Source organism: Pseudomonas sp. MWU13-2100 (assembly GCF_023242365.1).
Lineage (GTDB): Bacteria > Pseudomonadota > Gammaproteobacteria > Pseudomonadales > Pseudomonadaceae > Aquipseudomonas.
Map to the genome: position 1 here is coordinate 38,712 of NZ_JALLIX010000002.1, position 16,006 is coordinate 54,717.

Consider the following 16,006-nt stretch of genomic DNA (forward strand, 5'->3'; position numbering starts at 1 on the left):
TCTTGTGGATACAAACCTTGGAAAATCCGGGCTCAGCGGTCGTCGTCATGGACCGATGAGGGGTGCCTGCACAGCGCCATGACCTCGATCTCCATATAGGGATAAAGCGGCAGTTGCATCAAGGTGTCGTGCAGTGCCTGGGCATCCGGCACATCGAACACACTGACATTGGCATACAAGCCGGCAATGCGCCAAAGGTGCCGCCAGGTGCCTTCCCGTTGCAGGCGCTGGGCCAGTTCGCGTTCGTCGGCCTTGAGTCGCGCGGCCTGTTCGGCGGGCATGTCGGTGGGCAGTTTGACAGTCATGCGGACGTGAAAAAGCATGGTGTGAAGGTCCTCTCGGGTCTGGAAGTCAGTGGCGGGCAAACCGCGCCAGGCGCTCTTCATCGATTGCCAGGCCGAGCCCAGGGGTTTTGGGGATCAGTAACTGGAAATCACGATAGGTCGGCGGTTCGATCAGAATGTCTTCGGTCAGCAGCAGCGGGCCGAACAGTTCGGTGTGCCACTCCAGCTTGTCGAGGGTGGCGAAAGCATGCGCGGCCGCCAGAGTGCCGATGCTGCCTTCGAGCATGGTGCCGCCGTACAGGCCGATGCCCGCTGCCTCGGCAATCGCGGCAGTACGCAGCACGGCGCGCGGGCCGCCGGTCTTGGCGATCTTCAAGGCGAAAATGCTCGCAGCGCCCATTTGCGCCAAGGCAAAGCTGTCCTGCACCGACTCGATGGCTTCATCGGCCATCAGCGGGATCGGGCTGTGGGTGCTCAAACGCACCATGCCGGCGCGATCATGGCGGGACAGCGGCTGTTCGATCAGTTCAACCCCGGCATCGGCCAGTTGACGACAGGCGTGTACCGCCACCGCCTCGCTCCAGGCCTGGTTGATATCCACCCGTACGCTGGCGCGCTCGCCCAGGGCGCGCTTGATCGCCGCGACATGGGCGATGTCCCTCGCCGGTTCGCCGGCGCCGATCTTGAGTTTGAAATGGCGGTGACGGCGCAGGTCGAGCATGCGCTCGGCTTCCTCGATGTCCTTGCCGGTATCGCCGCTGGCCAGGGTCCAGGCCACTTCCACGCCGTCGCGCAGCCGGCCACCGAGCAGTTCGGCCAGCGGCAGCCCGAGGCGCTTGCCCTGGGCATCGAGCAAGGCGGTTTCCACCGCCGAGCGGGCGAAGGTATTGCCACGAATGGCCCGGTCGACCCGCTGCATGGCCGCGTTGACGTTGCTGGCGTCCTGGCCGATCAGCAGCGGCGCGAACCAGGTGTCGAGGTTGACCTTGATGCTTTCCGGGCTTTCCCCGGCGTACGCCAGGCCACCGATGGTGGTGGCCTCGCCGAGGCCGACGACTCCGTCGCTGCAACGGATACGCAGGATGACCAGCGTCTGGCCGTGCATGGTGTGCATCGCCAGTTTGTGCGGGCGAATGGTAGGCAAGTCGACAATCTGGGTATCGAACTGTTCGATCGTTACAGCGCTCATGGCGTATCCATCTATGAGGTGTTGGTCTTTGAGCCAAGATTGACGCTCAAGGCGCCGCCGGTCCAATATTGAATAAGTCTCGCTTCATACCCAGGAGGTATCGTGGAGCTTCGTCATTTACGCTATTTCAAGGTGCTCGCCCAGACCTTGAACTTCACCCGTGCGGCCGAGCTGTTGAACATCGCCCAGCCGCCCCTGAGCCGGCAGATCCAGCAACTGGAGGATGAGTTGGGAGTGCCGCTGCTGGAACGCTCGCGGCCATTGCGCCTGACTGCGGCCGGGCGGTTTTTCCAGGAGCATTCCAGCCAGTTGCTCGAACAGCTTGAGCGGGTCTGTGACGATACCCGGCGCGTGGCCGCCGGCCGCAAGCGCTGGCTGGGCATCGGCTTTGCGCCATCGACCCTCTATGGCGCCCTGCCCGATCTGATCCGCCGCCTGCGCAGTTTCGGCGATATCGAGCTGGGCCTGTCGGAACTGATCACCCTGCAGCAACTGGAGGCGCTGAAAAGCGGACGGATCGACATAGGCTTTGGCCGGATGCTGTTCGATGACCCGGTCATCGTCCAGAAAGTCCTCCGCCAAGATCCCCTGGTCGCGGCCTTGCCGGCCGGGCATCCGTTGCTCGGACGGGCGGTCAGCCTGGAAGAGCTGGCCGCGCAGCCATTTATCCTCTACCCCGCCAGCCCACGCCCCAGCTATGCCGATCATGTCCTCGGCGTGTTCGCCGGGCATGGCCTGAGTATCCACGTAGCGCAGATGGCCAACGAACTGCAGACCACCATCGGCCTGGTGGCGGCCGGGGTCGGCATTGCGCTGGTGCCCGCGTCGGTCCAGCGCTTGCACCGGGATGACATCGGTTACACATCATTGCAGGACAGCAGCATCACCTCGCCGATCGTACTCAGTTACCGGGTGGGCGACGTCTCGGAGGTGTTACAACGCTGCCTGCAATTATTGAACAGTCATGAGGAGTAGCAATTTTCCGGGCGCGTTTCATTTGTCTGATCGCGTGGTTGCTTGCAAACTGCCAATCTGCCGTGATCTACAAGGAGCCAGAATGACCGAGCACAGCACGGGGGTCACCCTCACCGCCAAGGGCCTGGTGTTCGAGGATGACTGCGGCGAACCCTTTCTCCAGGACGACGCCGTGCGCGGGTTGCTGGAGAAGGTCTTTGCCGGTAGCGGCGTCGATATCAGCGCGATCCATACCCAGAGCCAGTACAAGAAGGCCCTGCGGCATGTGATGATCAGTTCGATCCAGGGGCCGGGCGGTATCGAGGCAATCCTGGCCATGGCGCTGCAAGGGGTCGAGTTGCTGCATCAGCAATTCGCCGGGCGCGAGGACTTCCAGTCGCGGCTGTGTGCCGGTGCGCTGCAAGGCCTGCTCAATGGCGACCCCGACGGCTTGGCCAAGGCCAAGAGGGCCAGCAGGATACTTTCCAGCGGCTTGCGGCCGGTCGCCAGTCTCCCGGACAAACAGGACCTGTAGGCGCAGAGCCTGCTCGCGAAGGAGGCGCTGCAGATCCGCGGTGAATGGCCGCTTGCAGCGATTCGCGGGCAAGCTCTGCTCCTACAAAGGTATGCGACCAGCCAGGGAGCGTCGGGCCGGCCAGGGAAGTCAACGCTTTGGCCTGTTGAGTACTTCGCACAAGCGATTCACGCACACTGAACCCACCACCGCGAGAATGATCGGCACCAGGAAATCGTGGTCGATCCGGGTGAATTCCGCCACCAGTACAATGGCAGTGATCGGCATGCTCATGGATGCGGCCAGGAACGCTGCCGCGCCGACGATGGCGAAGGCCCCCAGCGCTATACCTGGCCAGGCCAGACTCCATACCCCGCCCAGGAGAATCGCCATCAACGCCCCGATCGCCAAGGCGGGCGTCAGCAACCCGCCTTCGGCCCCCGCCCGCAAGCTGCCACAGGTCACCAGCAGCTTGGCCAGCAACAGGGCGGCCGCCAGCCCCAGGGTCAGTTCACCGTCAAAGCCCAACTGCGCCGGCCCCTTGCCGTTGCCCAGCACCTGGGGCAGATAGACCGCCACGCAGCCGATCAGGGTGAAGTTGATCAAGGACAGCACCGGCAGCCGCCAGCCGCGGGCGGCATTCAAGCGGGAGCGGCCCGTCAATTGCACGAAGCCATAGGCGGCGAGCCCGAAGAGCGGCCCAGCAAGCACCGACCAGATAAGCAGCCCAGGGGTCAGTGGCAGGTTCGGCACCACGTACTGCACCTGAGCCCCCAGTCCGATCCAAGCCACGGCGGCGGCAATGGCCGAGGTAGTCAGCGCAATGATTGCCGCCGGCCAGCTGAAGACCACCATGAGCCCTTCCAGGGCGAACACCGCACCGCCCAAGGGGACGTTGTAGACCGCCGCCAATCCGGCGCCCGCGCCGCAGGCAATCAGCAAGCGGTGCGTATCGGGGTCCAACCTGGCCTTGCGCGACAACCAGGCGCCCAGCAAGGCGCCGATCTCGCGCGGGGCGACCTCACGGCCCAGGGGAGACCCCAGGCCAACGGTGATGATCTGTAACAGCGCATGACACACCGTGGTCCCGGGCGGCATCGTTGGCGCATCGGAGGAGACGGCTTTCCGGATTCCGACCAGCGGGCGTCCGAATCGGTAGATTGCCCACCAGCCCAGACCGGCCACCACGCCGCACAGCGCCAGGACCAGGACCCGGCGCGAAGTCGAGGCGCTGCTCACGCCGATCAGGAAACTTTCATGGCTGGTCAGGCTGTCCTGGCCATAGCCATAGGCCAGGTGCTGGATCGCATGCAACAGCATCGCCAGCAGCGTACCGCCGAGGCCCGCACCAATACCGGTCAGGATCACCACGAGGGAGAGAACGAATAATGCGTGGGCTTTGGAGCGAACCTTGATTTCAGTGTGTAGCGACGATTCCGGCATGGCCATTCAAGACTCCGCGAGGTCGGGTGCACAACGACCGGATGGCCGCACGCCGGAAGTTATTATGTCGCCTGCCGCGACATCTGCACATCCCGCTCTGCCAGCCACCCGGGCGTCACCCGATCCTCAGGTGGTTGCCTCTTTCCCGACATGGGTACCCACCTGGAGGATCTGGCCAGCGATTACCACACGGCAATATGAGAATCGGTGCGCGGTTCGGTACCGCCGCACAACACACCGCTGACCGGGTCGCGCAGGATGATCTGGCCACGCCCATATTCGGTCAGGTCACTGGCGATTTGCACTTGATGGCCGCGCCGCGCCAGCGCCGTCGCCAGGTCTCGTGAAGCACCCTGTTCGATACCGACCTTCATCTCCCCCAACCACTGCCAGCGCGGTGCATCCAGGGCCGCTTGGGGGTTGAGGCCGAAGTCCACCAGGTTCATCACCATCTGCACATGGCCCTGGGGCTGCATATAGCCGCCCATCACGCCAAACGGTCCGAGGGGTTCCGCACCCTGGCTGAGAAAGCCGGGAATGATGGTGTGAAAGGTCTTCTTGCCGGGCGCCAGGCAGTTGGCGTGGCTCGGGTCGAGGCTGAACTCCTGGCCGCGGTTCTGCAAGGCGATACCGCTGTCGGGCAGCACCACACCGGAGCCGAAACCACGGTAGTTGCTCTGGATGAACGAGACCATATTGCCTTCGGCATCGGCACTGGCCAGGTACACCGTGCCGCTGGCATGGGGATCGCCGGGCGCGGGCGGCAGCGCCTGCTCACCGATCTGCCCACGACGCAGGGCGCTGTAGTCGTCGCTGAGCAAGTCCGCCACTGCCACCCGCATATGCAGGGGGTCGGTGATGTAGTGCAGGCCGTCGCTGTAGGCCAGCTTCAGGGCCTCCAGCTGGCGGTGCCAGGTCTGCTGGCTGTCGCGATGGTCGAAGTTGAAACCTTCGAGGATCTTCAACGCCATGAGGACCACCAGGCCCTGGCCGCTTGGCGGGATCTCCCAGACGTCATAGCCGCGGTAGTTGATATGGATCGGATCGACCCACTGCGCGCGATAATCCTGCAGGTCGCTGCTGCGCAGGTAGCCGCCGCTGGCGCGGGAGTGGGCATCCAGGCGCGCGGCCAGTTCACCGCGATACAGGCTTTCGCAAGCCGTGGCGGCCAGCTCTTCGAGGGTCCGGGCCTGGGCCGGGTTGCGGAACAGCTCACCGGCCCGGGGCGCGCGGCCCTCGATCAGGAACGTCTCGAACCAGGCTTCGAGCACGGCGTCGCGATGCGGGCCGAACGCCGCCAGTGCCTGGTGCCATTTATAGGCGATGACCGGCGACACGGGAAAACCCTCGCGTGCCAGGCTGATGGCCGGTTGCAACAGCTCGGCAAAGGGCAACTTGCCAAAGCGTTTCGACAATTCGGCCCAGGCCGACGGACAACCCGGCACGGTCACCGGCGTCCAGCCATGGAGCGGCATCTGCGCGTGTCCCGCGGCCTTGACCGCATCGATGCTCAGGGCCGCCGGGGCTTGGCCGTTGCCGTTGAGGCCGTGCAATTTGCCCTTGCACCAGACCAGCGCGAAAGCGTCGCCACCGAGGCCGCAACCGGTGGGCTCGACCACCGTCAGCGCCGCCGCCGTGGCAATGGCGGCGTCAATGGCATTGCCGCCCTTGCGCATGATCTCGATGCCGGCTTCGGCGGCCAGGGGTTGTGAGGCCGCGACCATGCCACGACGGGCGAACACGCTCTGACGTTGCGACGGATAAGGGTATTCGTGGGCAGAAAACTTCAACATGACAAAGGCTCTTCCAAACAAGGGTTGGTTTCACAACACACGGCTGAGAAAGGCTTGGGTACGCGGAGCATCCTTTAGCGGGCGTCGGCACTGCGCTCAGCCGCAAGCGTATTGGATTCGAGCTCCTCCAGCAGCTCTTCCAGCAGCCGCAGTGCCATTGCGCGCTGGTGCAACACGCTCAGGGGAATGCCCGTGACCATCAGGTCGACCCGTCCGCTCTCCGGATCATAGACCCTGACACTCAGTGAAGCATCGCCCAGCGCGCATTCACAGGCCAGAGGTGCAAAGCCGTTTTCGAGCAAGACGCGTAATTCCATTAGAGAGAGCACACCGGTGAGTCCCGTACCTGATTATTCGTCACGCGGGCGATCCGCCCACGCGTCAGGCAACCATGCTAAGAAAAACCGCGGGCGCCTATACACCCGTATATGCACTGGTGGCACTGATGCATTTGCACCGTCAGCGCTTGGCGATAAACAAGCCACGCTCGCGCGCCCAGACGATCGCCTCGCTGCGGCTGTGGACGTCGAGCTTGGAGTACACCGTGGCCACGTGATTGCGCACGGTATTGAGGGCCAGTTCGAGGCGCGCGGCAATTTCCTTGTCCGCCAACCCCTCGCAGATCAAACCCAGCACGTCGCGCTCGCGCGGGGTCAGCTCGGCGAGGGAAAAACCCGGCAGGTTGGGCGCGCTGACACCTTTCACCGTGGCGAGTTTTTCGATCAGTTTCTGACTGAACCAGGACGCGTCCTGCATCACCGCCTCGATAGCCGTCACCAGCTCCAGCTCCGAACGTTTGCGCTCGGTGATATTGGTCAGCACCAACAGGTAACATCGCGCATTCTGGATCAGCACGGTGTCGGCCGACAGCACGCAATCGATGGGTTCAGCGTTTTTCTGGCGGATCCTGAGGTCCAGGCCCTCCAGGCTGCCGGCGCTTTCCAGGGCCGAGAACAACTGTTCGCAGACCGCCGCGTCCTCGACAAACCCCAGCTCCTGGACACTGCGTCCAAGCAGTTCTTCGGCGGGATACCCGGTGATGTTCAGGAACGCTTCATTGGCGTCCATCAATTGCTGGTTGTCCGCGCTGCAGATCAGGGTCGGTACCGGTGTCAGGCGAAAAGCCTTGGCAAAACGCTCCTCGCTCTGGCGCAGGGCGATTTCGATCTTGCGCCGCGGCTCCAGGTCCATGAAGGAAAACAGCATGCAGTTTTCCGCGTGGATATCCAGGGGCTGGCCGGCGACGATCACCAGTTTGCTGCCACCGTCCGCCAGCCTGATCTCGGCCTGCATCTGCGGGATGGTTGCGCCCTCCCCCAGGCGCTGGATGGCCAGGTCCCGGCGTTCGGCGTCCTCGAGCACGTCCAGTTCGTAGACCGAGCGGCCGATCACCTGTTCGCGGGTATAGCCGGTCATCTCCAGGAAGCCCTGGTTGACCTTGACGTAACGCAGGTCGCTGAGGCGGCAGATCACCGCCGGTGCCGGGTTGGCGCTGAAGGCTTTCTCGAAGCGCTGTTCGGCACTGGCCCAGTCGCTGGCGTCACTGATGATCAGCACCAGGGACTCGGGGGCGCCGGCGCGGTTGGACAGGATCATGCTGCTGATACGCAACACGCACAGGGGGTGCTCCTGGTCGGTCTGGACGCTCATCTCGACCACTACATCATCAAAGGTCTCGCCATTGGCAAGGCGGGCAATGGGGTATTGCTCAGGGCTTAGCGGATGGTTGTTGCGATAACGCAGGTTGAAGCGTTGCTGATACTGTTCGGCATTGGTGCCCAGTTCGCTGAGCTGGCTGACGCCATGCATGGCCAGAGCGGCTTCGTTGGCCCAGAGAATGCTCTGGTCGACCTCGATCAGGATCACGCCTTCGGACAGGCCGGCGATAATCTGCTGCAGTTGACGGCGGTTGGTTTCGGTCGCGAGGACATCCTGGCTCATCGTTTCTCCCAAGTGACATGGCGGTCGATGCCGGGGCACACGTCCTGGGGGAACCGACTTGCCGGCGATGAAGCCCTTGAGCCTTGCCGCGCCCATCCGGACGCCATCGCCGACAAGCCCGCTCCCACAGGTTCTGCGGTGCTCGTTCGGCAGGGTCAAGCATCAGACCCCGGCCAGCGCTGCAAGTGCAATCGGGAAAACAGCGGACCATCAGTGTTGCAATGAAGCATTGATCCAGTTTTTCAGATCCTCGACTTCCGTGGCACTGATGGTGTGCCCGACGCCGGGATAGGAATGAAACTGCGGCTCAATGGACAGCCCCTTCAACACGCCCAGGGCCTCGGTCGCTCCGGCATAAGGTACCTGCGGATCGGCGGTGCCATGACCGATAAAGACTTTCAACCCGGCGTATTTCGCCCCGCTCTGGAGTTCCGTGCGCAGTGCCGGCAGCACCCGCCCGCTGAGTGAGGCGATGCCGCGCAAGATCTCGGGATGCCGGAGCGCGACCTCATAGGTCATCATCGCCCCCTGGCTGAAACCTACCAGGAACACCTTGTCAGGCTGGGTGTGGTATTTCTCGGTGACCCGGGTGACAAAATCGCTGATGGCCGCGGCACTCTGAGTCAGGTCGTCGCTGTCGCCGTCATACTGCGCCGCGCCGACCTTCTTGTGGAACCACTGGTAGGCGCCCAGGTCCAGCTCCAGGCGGCCACGTACCGAGAGCACGGTGTAATTGGCCGGCAGATCGTCCTTGATGCCGAACAGATCGTCTTCGTTACTGCCATAACCATGCAGGAAAATCACCAACGGCTGGTCGTGGCTATCGGCACTGGCCCGGGCCTGGTAGGTCAATGGCATATCGGCGAGCAGTTCGGCCTGTGCCACCGACGCGGTGCAGGCCAGCAACAAGGCCAGGGCCAGGGGTTTGAGCATGGTCGGGGTTCTCCGGGCTATCGGTGGGGCGCCCAGCTTAGCACTGGCGGTGCGCCCCACCGAACCACTCAGTTCTGCGGAACACCCTGCTCCCACGCCTTCCAGTTGCCGAGGATTGCCTGTACCAACGGATTGCCCGCACGGTACAGGTTCTCCAGGGCCGGGACAAAACCACCCTGGTCGGCGTACTTGAGCAGGTTGTCGACTTCGCTGTAGCCAGGGTACGGTCGGTCGAAATCGGAGCCGGCACGCACTACGGCCAGGCGATTGATGTCCACCCGCACGGCCCTGCTCGCCCGCAGCAAGGCTTCGTGTGGGCCAGTCTTTCGGCGCATCCCGCGAGTCCAGTTTCCACTGGGTACCGAGGGCCGGGTTCGACGATGGTTCGTCGGTGATACGCCGATTTCTGCGCGGCGGTATATTGTGGTGTGACACGGATGTGTAGGAGCCGGCTTGCTGGCGATGGCGCCTGGATGGACGCCGCAAGGCTGAACCAGGCCAGCTCCCACGCGGATCAAAGCGCCTGGAGACGCTCGACAATCTGGTTCTTCACTTTCAGTCGCCGCTCCTTCAGCGTTCGCAAGGGATCATCCGCCGCCTGGGCCGACTCGGCCGCCAGCACTTCCTTGTCGATATCGTCGTACTGATCAAGCAATTGGTTGAGCCTGGGATCCTTGCTCCTGTGCTGCGCAAGCGCCTCTTTGTTCAACTTCAGGTCCGCGAGCAAATCGTGCTTGACCGGCATATCGTCACCTCTTGGTTCTGTGGGCAGTACATGAAGTTCCAGAGCCGCCCCTTCATGAAAGGTTCAAGGCGATGCATCCCTAAGCAATAGCACGCCCTGGCCCACCTTGCCTCAAAGCTTCGCTTTTCGCCGACGGAGCCACAGCGCCGTCAGACCGCCCAGTACCGCCAGAACGCCAACCACCAGCGCCACCTTGTAGGGCCGTAAGGCCGAACGCAGTGTATTCAGTGGCTGAGTCAGGTAACGCCGGTTGGCCTGGTCAAAGTTCGGTTCCTGACACTGCTGGCCAAAATTCGTCGCCCAACTCACGTACGGGCCTTGCTCGACATAACGCTGGTACAGCTGGATTTCCTCGTCACTCCCGGCCACCCAGCCCGCCGCCTTGCACAACACGGCGGCGAACGCCTGGCTGCTGTGGGGCAACTGGTCGGCCGCCTGGTTGGCCAGATCCACCGCCACCCAGCGATAGTGATAACGCCGGTCGGGCTTGGCCACAGTGGCCTGCTGCCGCTGGATTTCCGCGGTTTCCAGAAACGCTGCCGGTTGCAACGGGGGTGTTTCCAGGCTGTAGTAACCGTCCAGGGAGCGGTAATCCGGTGCCATCTCGTAACCGAGGATCTCCATGCCCGACTTGCGCGCCAACGTGGCAGCGGCAAACAGCGATTCGGCGCGGCCCGTGGCAGTCCAGCGCGACACCGCCTGCTGGCGATCGCGGCCATACTCACGTGCCGTGGCCTGCAGTTCCGGGCTGTCGAAGTACTTCGGCGCCTCATCGTAGCGCCCCTCGCGCAACAGACGACGCGCCAGCAGCTCGCGCAACCGCGCGGCCACCGGACGCCGCACATAATTGTCCTTGTCTTCGGGCTTTGCCGCCGCCGCGGGCACATGGGCATCGACATAGGTTTTCAGCTCGTCGGAGCTCAGCACTCGCTCGGCCACGGTCGCGGCATCCAGCCAATAGATATCCTGGCTGCGGTAGAGCTGGTCGAACGCTTGCAGGTAGTCGCCACGATCCAGTGCCAGAATCGCGCTTTCGCCCTCTACCCGGCAACCGGGCTGGACGGTCTCGAAGCTCCAGTCAGGCGCCCGTCGCGTACCCCAGGCCTCGTCCTTGGGAAACGCCTGGGCCGCCTTGGCATAAGCGGCCGCGGCCTGGACCTTGTCACCCTCGCGCAGCGCCAGCTTGGCCCGCACCCACCACGCCAGGCCTCCGTCGCCGGCATGCTCGGCAAACGCCTTGGCCGCTGCGTAATCACCCTTCTGATAGCTCAGGGCGGCCAGACGGTCGGCGTTGTCCAGGCTACCGGCGACGCTGGCCAGCAATGCCTTGGAAAGCCGCTGCTGATGCCCCGGCTGCTCATCGAAGGACTCGCCACCCCGGCTCAACACATAGGCGGTCAACAGTACCTGGACATTTTTCTCCTTGAGCAAGGTGTTCAGTTCGGCATCCGGCTTCTTCGCCAACTCGCCGACGACCTGCAGGAGCGAGGAGTACCCCGTGTTGGACCCCAACTGGCTCTGGCTGGCATACAGTGCGATGGCGCCATTCCAGTCGTTATCGAGCAGGGCCAGCCGGGCTTCCTCGCCGAGGCTGGCAATCCCCAACTCCAGCGGGTCGCTGAAATCCCCGGCGCTCAAGGCCCGTGTCTGCTGGAACGCAAGCCGGGCCTGGGCCAGCAACTGGGCGTCGGTAACCACCGCGGCCGGGGCGCTGTCCCCTGGGCTGTCGGGGCCGGCTTCGGCCTGGACACTCAGGGCGACCAGGGCTCGTCCCAGGGAGTACGCGGCCCAGGTGCTGCGCAGCTTGCGCTGGTCAGCCGGCAAGGCCAGGACCTGGCGGAAGTAGTCCACGGCCCGTTGCGCGTCACCGGCCTCGAACGCCACGGCACCGGCGATATACAGGCGCAGCTCGGCCGGCAAGCTCGCACCCTGGGTTTCTACCTGTTGCGGGTCTTGCAGGTTGCGCAGGCGCGTCACCTCGGCCCGCAGGTTTTCCGGCAGTTCGCTGGCCTCCACCTTGTCCCGTTGTTCGCGATAAGGCTTGTTGCTGTCGTCACTGTCCCAGTACGGCGTGAGGGTCGCCTCGGTCGCCTGCTTCAAGCCGGTGACGGCTTGTCCGAAGCGACTGACTTCGAAGGCGAAGTTGGTTTCCGGGAGATCGGCCAGGGACTGGGCCCGATCATTCAACAGGCGCAAGGGAAAGTCCGGACCGCAGGCCAGTGCCGATAGCGGCAGACTGAGGGACAGGCACAGCAGGTGCCGAGGCCAGTTACGGGTAGACATTCCACGCTCCTTGATCGATTCGGGTACAGCGCGCCCAACCGAGCGCGCGTTGGCCACCAGCGGCGATACGCGCGCTGGACTGGCGGGTAAAAATGAGCTGCTTCGAGGTTTGCTGCAAGGTATAGCCATTGATGCCGTCGACGCCATCACATTGCTCGGCGTCCACTACCACGCGCTCGGGTAGCGACCGGTCGAGGTTGCCGAGATTCTCAAGGCGTATGTCGTAGAGGCCCTCGCGGGCCGACAGTGCAACCCGCCATTGACCCGCGAGGACCTCGCCACGGGCCACCGCGCGCAAGGTCGTCAGGCTCCAGGCGCGGCGGTCACCGGGCAGCGGCAGGCGGAACCAGATCAGCCCGGCCAGGTGCGCCGGCGGCTTGGCCCGCAGTTGCTGGGCCAGGGTCGCCAGTTGCTGCGGATCGGCCAGCAGTTCTCGGCGCTCGCCGCCACGGTTAAGCGTGACTTCACCTTCGACCACGGGCCCGCCCTGATCGTCCGGCAACAAGGCGACGCCGTAAGCTGGCAGCGCCAGGTAAAACGGCTTGTCGCTGAGCCGTCCCCAACGCTCGGCCCAGTCCCGGGCTTGCCCTGGATTGAACAGGCCGAGCTTCGGATTGCTCACTGCATGAACCTGCAACACGCTGCTGTCGACCGCCTGCAACAACGCCGGCAACTGCGGGCTGTCGAGCCAGGCCGGCAAGGCGGTGATACTCAGTTTCAATGAGGGCGGCAACAGGCTGCGCAGCCTGACCAGGAAGTCGGTATAGCCCGGCAGGCGCGCGCTGCCGCTGTCATGGTCGATTTCCACCCCGGAGGGCATCACACCACCAACCTGCCAATCCGCCAGCAACTTCAAGATCTGCCTACCCGCCATGTCCAGGTCCAGGGCCGGAAGCTGGCCGTCGAGGCGAATGACCGCGATCACCGGACGGCCATCGGCCGCGAGTTGCGCCAGATCCACCCGCGCCCGGCTCCACCCGGCCTTGGGCTGGGCCTGGAGGGCCAGTACCCGCAAGGTCGAGAAATCCGCCCGACTCCGGGCCAACGCCTGCTCATGAGCCGGGCGCCATTGGCGTTGCCAGATGTAGAGTTGTTGGTCGAGGGCCGTTGTCGGCGCCGGCTGGCAGCCGCTGAACAGCAGGAGCAGGCCGAGGAGAACCAGTCGACGGGCAGAAAAAATCAAGGACATACGAACCCTTATCGAACGCGGCGGGCCTGTTTGGGCGGCATATTATCGCAACCGTGCCGCGCTTCAGAGACTGGCCAGCGGCAACGAACGTGTCGCACGCTCGAGCAGCGTCCGCAAATCGACGTCGCGAGCACTCAGCGCCCGCAGGGTGTTGAAGGTCGCCACTGCCAGTCCACGGGACACCTTCACTTGCGACCCGGCGTGAAAATCCACGCGGCGATGCAGGTTGCGCAAGGTCAATATCGCCAGGCCAATGGAGTGCAGGCAGAAAAACCTCAGGCTGCGGTGCTCGGGCGTAATCAGCAGCGTGTAGTCAAAGGCCCGGCGCAGATGGGCATGGGCGATGCCGATCAGTTCGCCCAAGGCCTGCCCATAACCAGGCTGCGTGCTTGCGTGCAACGCAGACAAGTCCACGCCATGGCGCGCAAACAGGTCCCGTGGCAGCCAGCAGACGCCGCGCTGGCGGTCCTCCCATTGGTCCTTGAGGATATTGGTCAGTTGCAGGCCTTCGCCAAACGACGGCGCCAGTGCCGTCATCCGCGCCTGATGAACCGCCAGTTCCGGCGCGAAGTCGACGAACAGTTCGGTGAACATTTCACCGACCACACCGGCCACACAGTAACAGTAGCGCTTGAGCTCGGCCAAACTCTCCAGCCCCTGCAAGCCGGCGACACGCTGGAACTCGCCCATGCCCGGGCACATCACCCGCAGGCACTGCACAATGGCCGCCTGCTGGGGTTTGCCGAGGGCGCGCAAGACCTCCAGCACCCGTGGCAGCTGGCTCAACAACGCCTGCTCCGCCGGTGAACTGGCTTCGCAGAGCAAGGGGCTCAGCCCATCGCAGAACGCTTGGGCATCGATCTCACCGAGGACCGCGCGGATATACGCCGCTTCATAGCGCTGCTTGTCGGCAATCGACAGCGCCGGATCGTCTTCGATGGTGTCGGCGATCCGACACAGCAGGTAGGCGGTGGTCATGGCCGTGTTCAACGGCGGCGGCAATTGCGGGATGGTGAGGGCGAAGGAGCGAGACACCTGGGGGAAAATCGCCTCCTGATAACCGAGGGCGCTCTGCGCTGCCGATGTTCCGGTTGTGTGCGTAAAGGGCATGTTCAGGCTCGTTGAATAAAAGAAATCGCTCGGGGCGCGTGCATCTTGAAGACTTGAAAGCAGCGACAAGATACCGTCTTGCAACAGATTGTTATAACGAGCCAGCGCCCACAGCAGAAAATATTCATCGGGACCGTAGATGGCATTGACGTTTCATGCGCCAAACCGACAGGCCGCGATTCGTCACTTACCGGTCAAACGCTCACCCTGCCAGCCGCCGCCGAGGCTCTGGATCAACGCGACACTGCCCTGGGCCAGTTGGCCCTGGGTGTCACGCAGACTCTGCTCGGTCTGCAGCAGGATCAGTTGCTGGGTCAATACGCCTTGCAGGCTGACCGTGCCGGCTTTCTGCTGGGCCTGCTGGCTGCCGAACAGTTGCTGGTTGCGCTGGTAGATCTGCTGGTAGGCCTGGGCCTGGGTCTGCAGGTGATTGAGCGCCGAGAGGTTGTCTTCCACGTTCTGCAAGGCACCAAGCACCGTGCCGCGATAGTTGGCGACTTCCTCGTCATAGCTGGCCTCGGCCGCCTTGACCGCGGCCGAGCGCGCACCGCCGTCAAACAGGGTTTCGGCCAGCGCCGGACCGACGCTCCAAATCCGCTTCGGCAACGAGAACAGGCCGCCCAGGGCGCTGCCCGTGTAACCGGCCTGGGCCGTCAGGTCGAGGTTGGGATAGAACGCGGCTTCGGCGACGCCGATTTTCGCGTTGGCCGCTGCCACCGAGCGCTCGGCGGCAACGACGTCCGGACGCCGTTGCAACAGCCCCGACGGCAGGCTCAAAGGGGTGGCCGGCGGGTTGAAGGCAAAACTGTCGAGCGGCGCCAGGCTGAACTGCGCCGGGGCCACACCCAGCAGTACCGCCAGGGCATGCTCGAACTGCTCGCGCGAACGCTGCGAGGTCTGCAAGGCAGCCACCACACGGGTCAACTCGTCCTGGGCCAGCAGCAACTGGTCGTTGGATGCAGTGCCCTGGGTGTATTCGGTCTGGATCATGTCCAGCAGTTGCTGGTTGATACGCTGTTGTTGCTCCAGCAAGCGGATATCCATATCCAGTTGGCGGATGCCGAAGTAATTGCCGGCGACACTGCCGCCGATGGACAGTCGGACTCCGGCCAACAGCGCATCGGAGGCCTGGGCCGAAGCCTGGCTCGATTCGATGCCACGGCGTACCAGGCCCCACAGGTCCGGTTCCCAGCTGGCGCCGAGGGTGGCGCTGACACTTTGCTCGACCGAGCCACTCGAGGTGCTCGTTGTACTGGCGGTACCGCCGCTCCTGCCGACCCCACGGGAACCGGACAGGCCGGCGGTAACCGTCGGCCAGAGCCCGGCCCGGCTCGAGGCGACTTGCGCCTGGGCCAGGCGGTAGGCCGCCTCGGCGGCGACAATCGACTGGTTGGCCCGGGCCGCGCGAAGCATCAGGTCGTTGAGGGTCGGATCGTGGTAATCCAGCCACCACTGGCTGTCCAGCGCACCTTGGGGATTGGCCGCCGCCCGCTGCCATTGCGCTCCTTCCTTGAAAGTCTGCGGCAGTGCGATCGGCGGTTTACGGTAATCCGGCCCGACCATGCAGCCGCTGATGCTCAGGCTGAGCAGAAGGACCAGGTAAGCGGCGCGTCGACCCATCATCATTT

Annotated in this window: 14 protein-coding genes and 1 pseudogene; 2 read left to right on the forward strand and 13 right to left on the reverse strand. The window is 64.0% G+C overall.

What is annotated here, in order from left to right:
* Positions 1 to 32 precede the first annotated feature (32 nt).
* Together catC and M5B99_RS01890 are read right to left on the reverse strand one after the other, a co-directional pair.
* Complete coding sequence (gene catC, locus M5B99_RS01885; RefSeq protein ID WP_103497458.1) at positions 33 to 323, reverse strand: muconolactone Delta-isomerase; 291 nt, start codon at positions 321 to 323, stop codon at positions 33 to 35.
* A gap of 28 nt (positions 324 to 351) precedes the next feature.
* The gene (locus M5B99_RS01890; RefSeq protein WP_248802378.1) at positions 352 to 1,473 is read right to left on the reverse strand and encodes a muconate cycloisomerase family protein; all 1,122 of its coding nucleotides are present in this window, start codon (positions 1,471 to 1,473) and stop codon (positions 352 to 354) included.
* Positions 1,474 to 1,575: 102 nt separating this feature from the next.
* On the opposite strand from M5B99_RS01890, the gene M5B99_RS01895 reads away from it, so the two are divergent.
* Together M5B99_RS01895 and M5B99_RS01900 are read left to right on the forward strand one after the other, a co-directional pair.
* Complete coding sequence (locus M5B99_RS01895) at positions 1,576 to 2,448, forward strand: LysR family transcriptional regulator (RefSeq protein ID WP_248802379.1); 873 nt, start codon at positions 1,576 to 1,578, stop codon at positions 2,446 to 2,448.
* 82 nt (positions 2,449 to 2,530) lie between these two features.
* Positions 2,531 to 2,962, forward strand: a complete 432-nt coding sequence (locus tag M5B99_RS01900; protein WP_248802380.1) for a hypothetical protein — start codon at positions 2,531 to 2,533, stop codon at positions 2,960 to 2,962.
* A gap of 129 nt (positions 2,963 to 3,091) precedes the next feature.
* Here the strand turns inward: M5B99_RS01900 and M5B99_RS01905 are convergent, their stop codons facing one another.
* The 11 genes and pseudogenes from M5B99_RS01905 to M5B99_RS01955 all read right to left on the reverse strand — a co-directional run bounded on the left by M5B99_RS01905 (position 3,092) and on the right by M5B99_RS01955 (position 16,004).
* Positions 3,092 to 4,384 carry a chloride channel protein gene (locus M5B99_RS01905; protein WP_248802576.1) on the reverse strand — a complete coding sequence of 431 codons (1,293 nt, stop codon included), beginning with the start codon at positions 4,382 to 4,384 and terminating at the stop codon, positions 3,092 to 3,094.
* 182 nt (positions 4,385 to 4,566) lie between these two features.
* Entirely contained in the window at positions 4,567 to 6,177 is a 1,611-nt protein-coding gene (locus M5B99_RS01910; protein WP_248802381.1) for a gamma-glutamyltransferase family protein, read from the reverse strand.
* Between the two features lie 74 nt (positions 6,178 to 6,251).
* Positions 6,252 to 6,494: a DUF1652 domain-containing protein gene (locus M5B99_RS01915; protein WP_248802382.1), complete on the reverse strand. Its 243-nt coding sequence runs from the start codon at positions 6,492 to 6,494 to the stop codon at positions 6,252 to 6,254.
* Between the two features lie 142 nt (positions 6,495 to 6,636).
* On the reverse strand, positions 6,637 to 8,118 hold the full coding sequence (locus M5B99_RS01920; protein ID WP_248802383.1) for a helix-turn-helix transcriptional regulator: 1,482 nt from the start codon (positions 8,116 to 8,118) through the stop codon (positions 6,637 to 6,639).
* A gap of 210 nt (positions 8,119 to 8,328) precedes the next feature.
* Positions 8,329 to 9,051 carry an alpha/beta hydrolase gene (locus tag M5B99_RS01925; RefSeq protein WP_248802384.1) on the reverse strand — a complete coding sequence of 241 codons (723 nt, stop codon included), beginning with the start codon at positions 9,049 to 9,051 and terminating at the stop codon, positions 8,329 to 8,331.
* Between the two features lie 68 nt (positions 9,052 to 9,119).
* Positions 9,120 to 9,365 (reverse strand): annotated as a pseudogene (locus tag M5B99_RS01930) (purine nucleoside permease); the annotation flags it as partial.
* 200 nt (positions 9,366 to 9,565) lie between these two features.
* Entirely contained in the window at positions 9,566 to 9,796 is a 231-nt protein-coding gene (locus M5B99_RS01935) for a hypothetical protein (RefSeq protein WP_103497472.1), read from the reverse strand.
* A 111-nt stretch (positions 9,797 to 9,907) separates the two neighbouring features.
* Positions 9,908 to 12,079 (reverse strand): hypothetical protein, encoded by a 2,172-nt coding sequence (locus tag M5B99_RS01940; RefSeq protein WP_248802385.1) that lies wholly within the window; start codon positions 12,077 to 12,079, stop codon positions 9,908 to 9,910.
* The gene (locus M5B99_RS01945) at positions 12,066 to 13,268 is read right to left on the reverse strand and encodes a DUF3142 domain-containing protein (protein ID WP_248802386.1); all 1,203 of its coding nucleotides are present in this window, start codon (positions 13,266 to 13,268) and stop codon (positions 12,066 to 12,068) included. The genes M5B99_RS01940 and M5B99_RS01945 overlap by 14 nt, the downstream gene beginning before the upstream one ends.
* A gap of 63 nt (positions 13,269 to 13,331) precedes the next feature.
* The gene (locus M5B99_RS01950; RefSeq protein ID WP_248802387.1) at positions 13,332 to 14,378 is read right to left on the reverse strand and encodes a phytoene/squalene synthase family protein; all 1,047 of its coding nucleotides are present in this window, start codon (positions 14,376 to 14,378) and stop codon (positions 13,332 to 13,334) included.
* 183 nt (positions 14,379 to 14,561) lie between these two features.
* Positions 14,562 to 16,004, reverse strand: a complete 1,443-nt coding sequence (locus M5B99_RS01955) for an efflux transporter outer membrane subunit (RefSeq protein ID WP_248802388.1) — start codon at positions 16,002 to 16,004, stop codon at positions 14,562 to 14,564.
* Between the last annotated feature and the right edge of the window lie 2 nt (positions 16,005 to 16,006).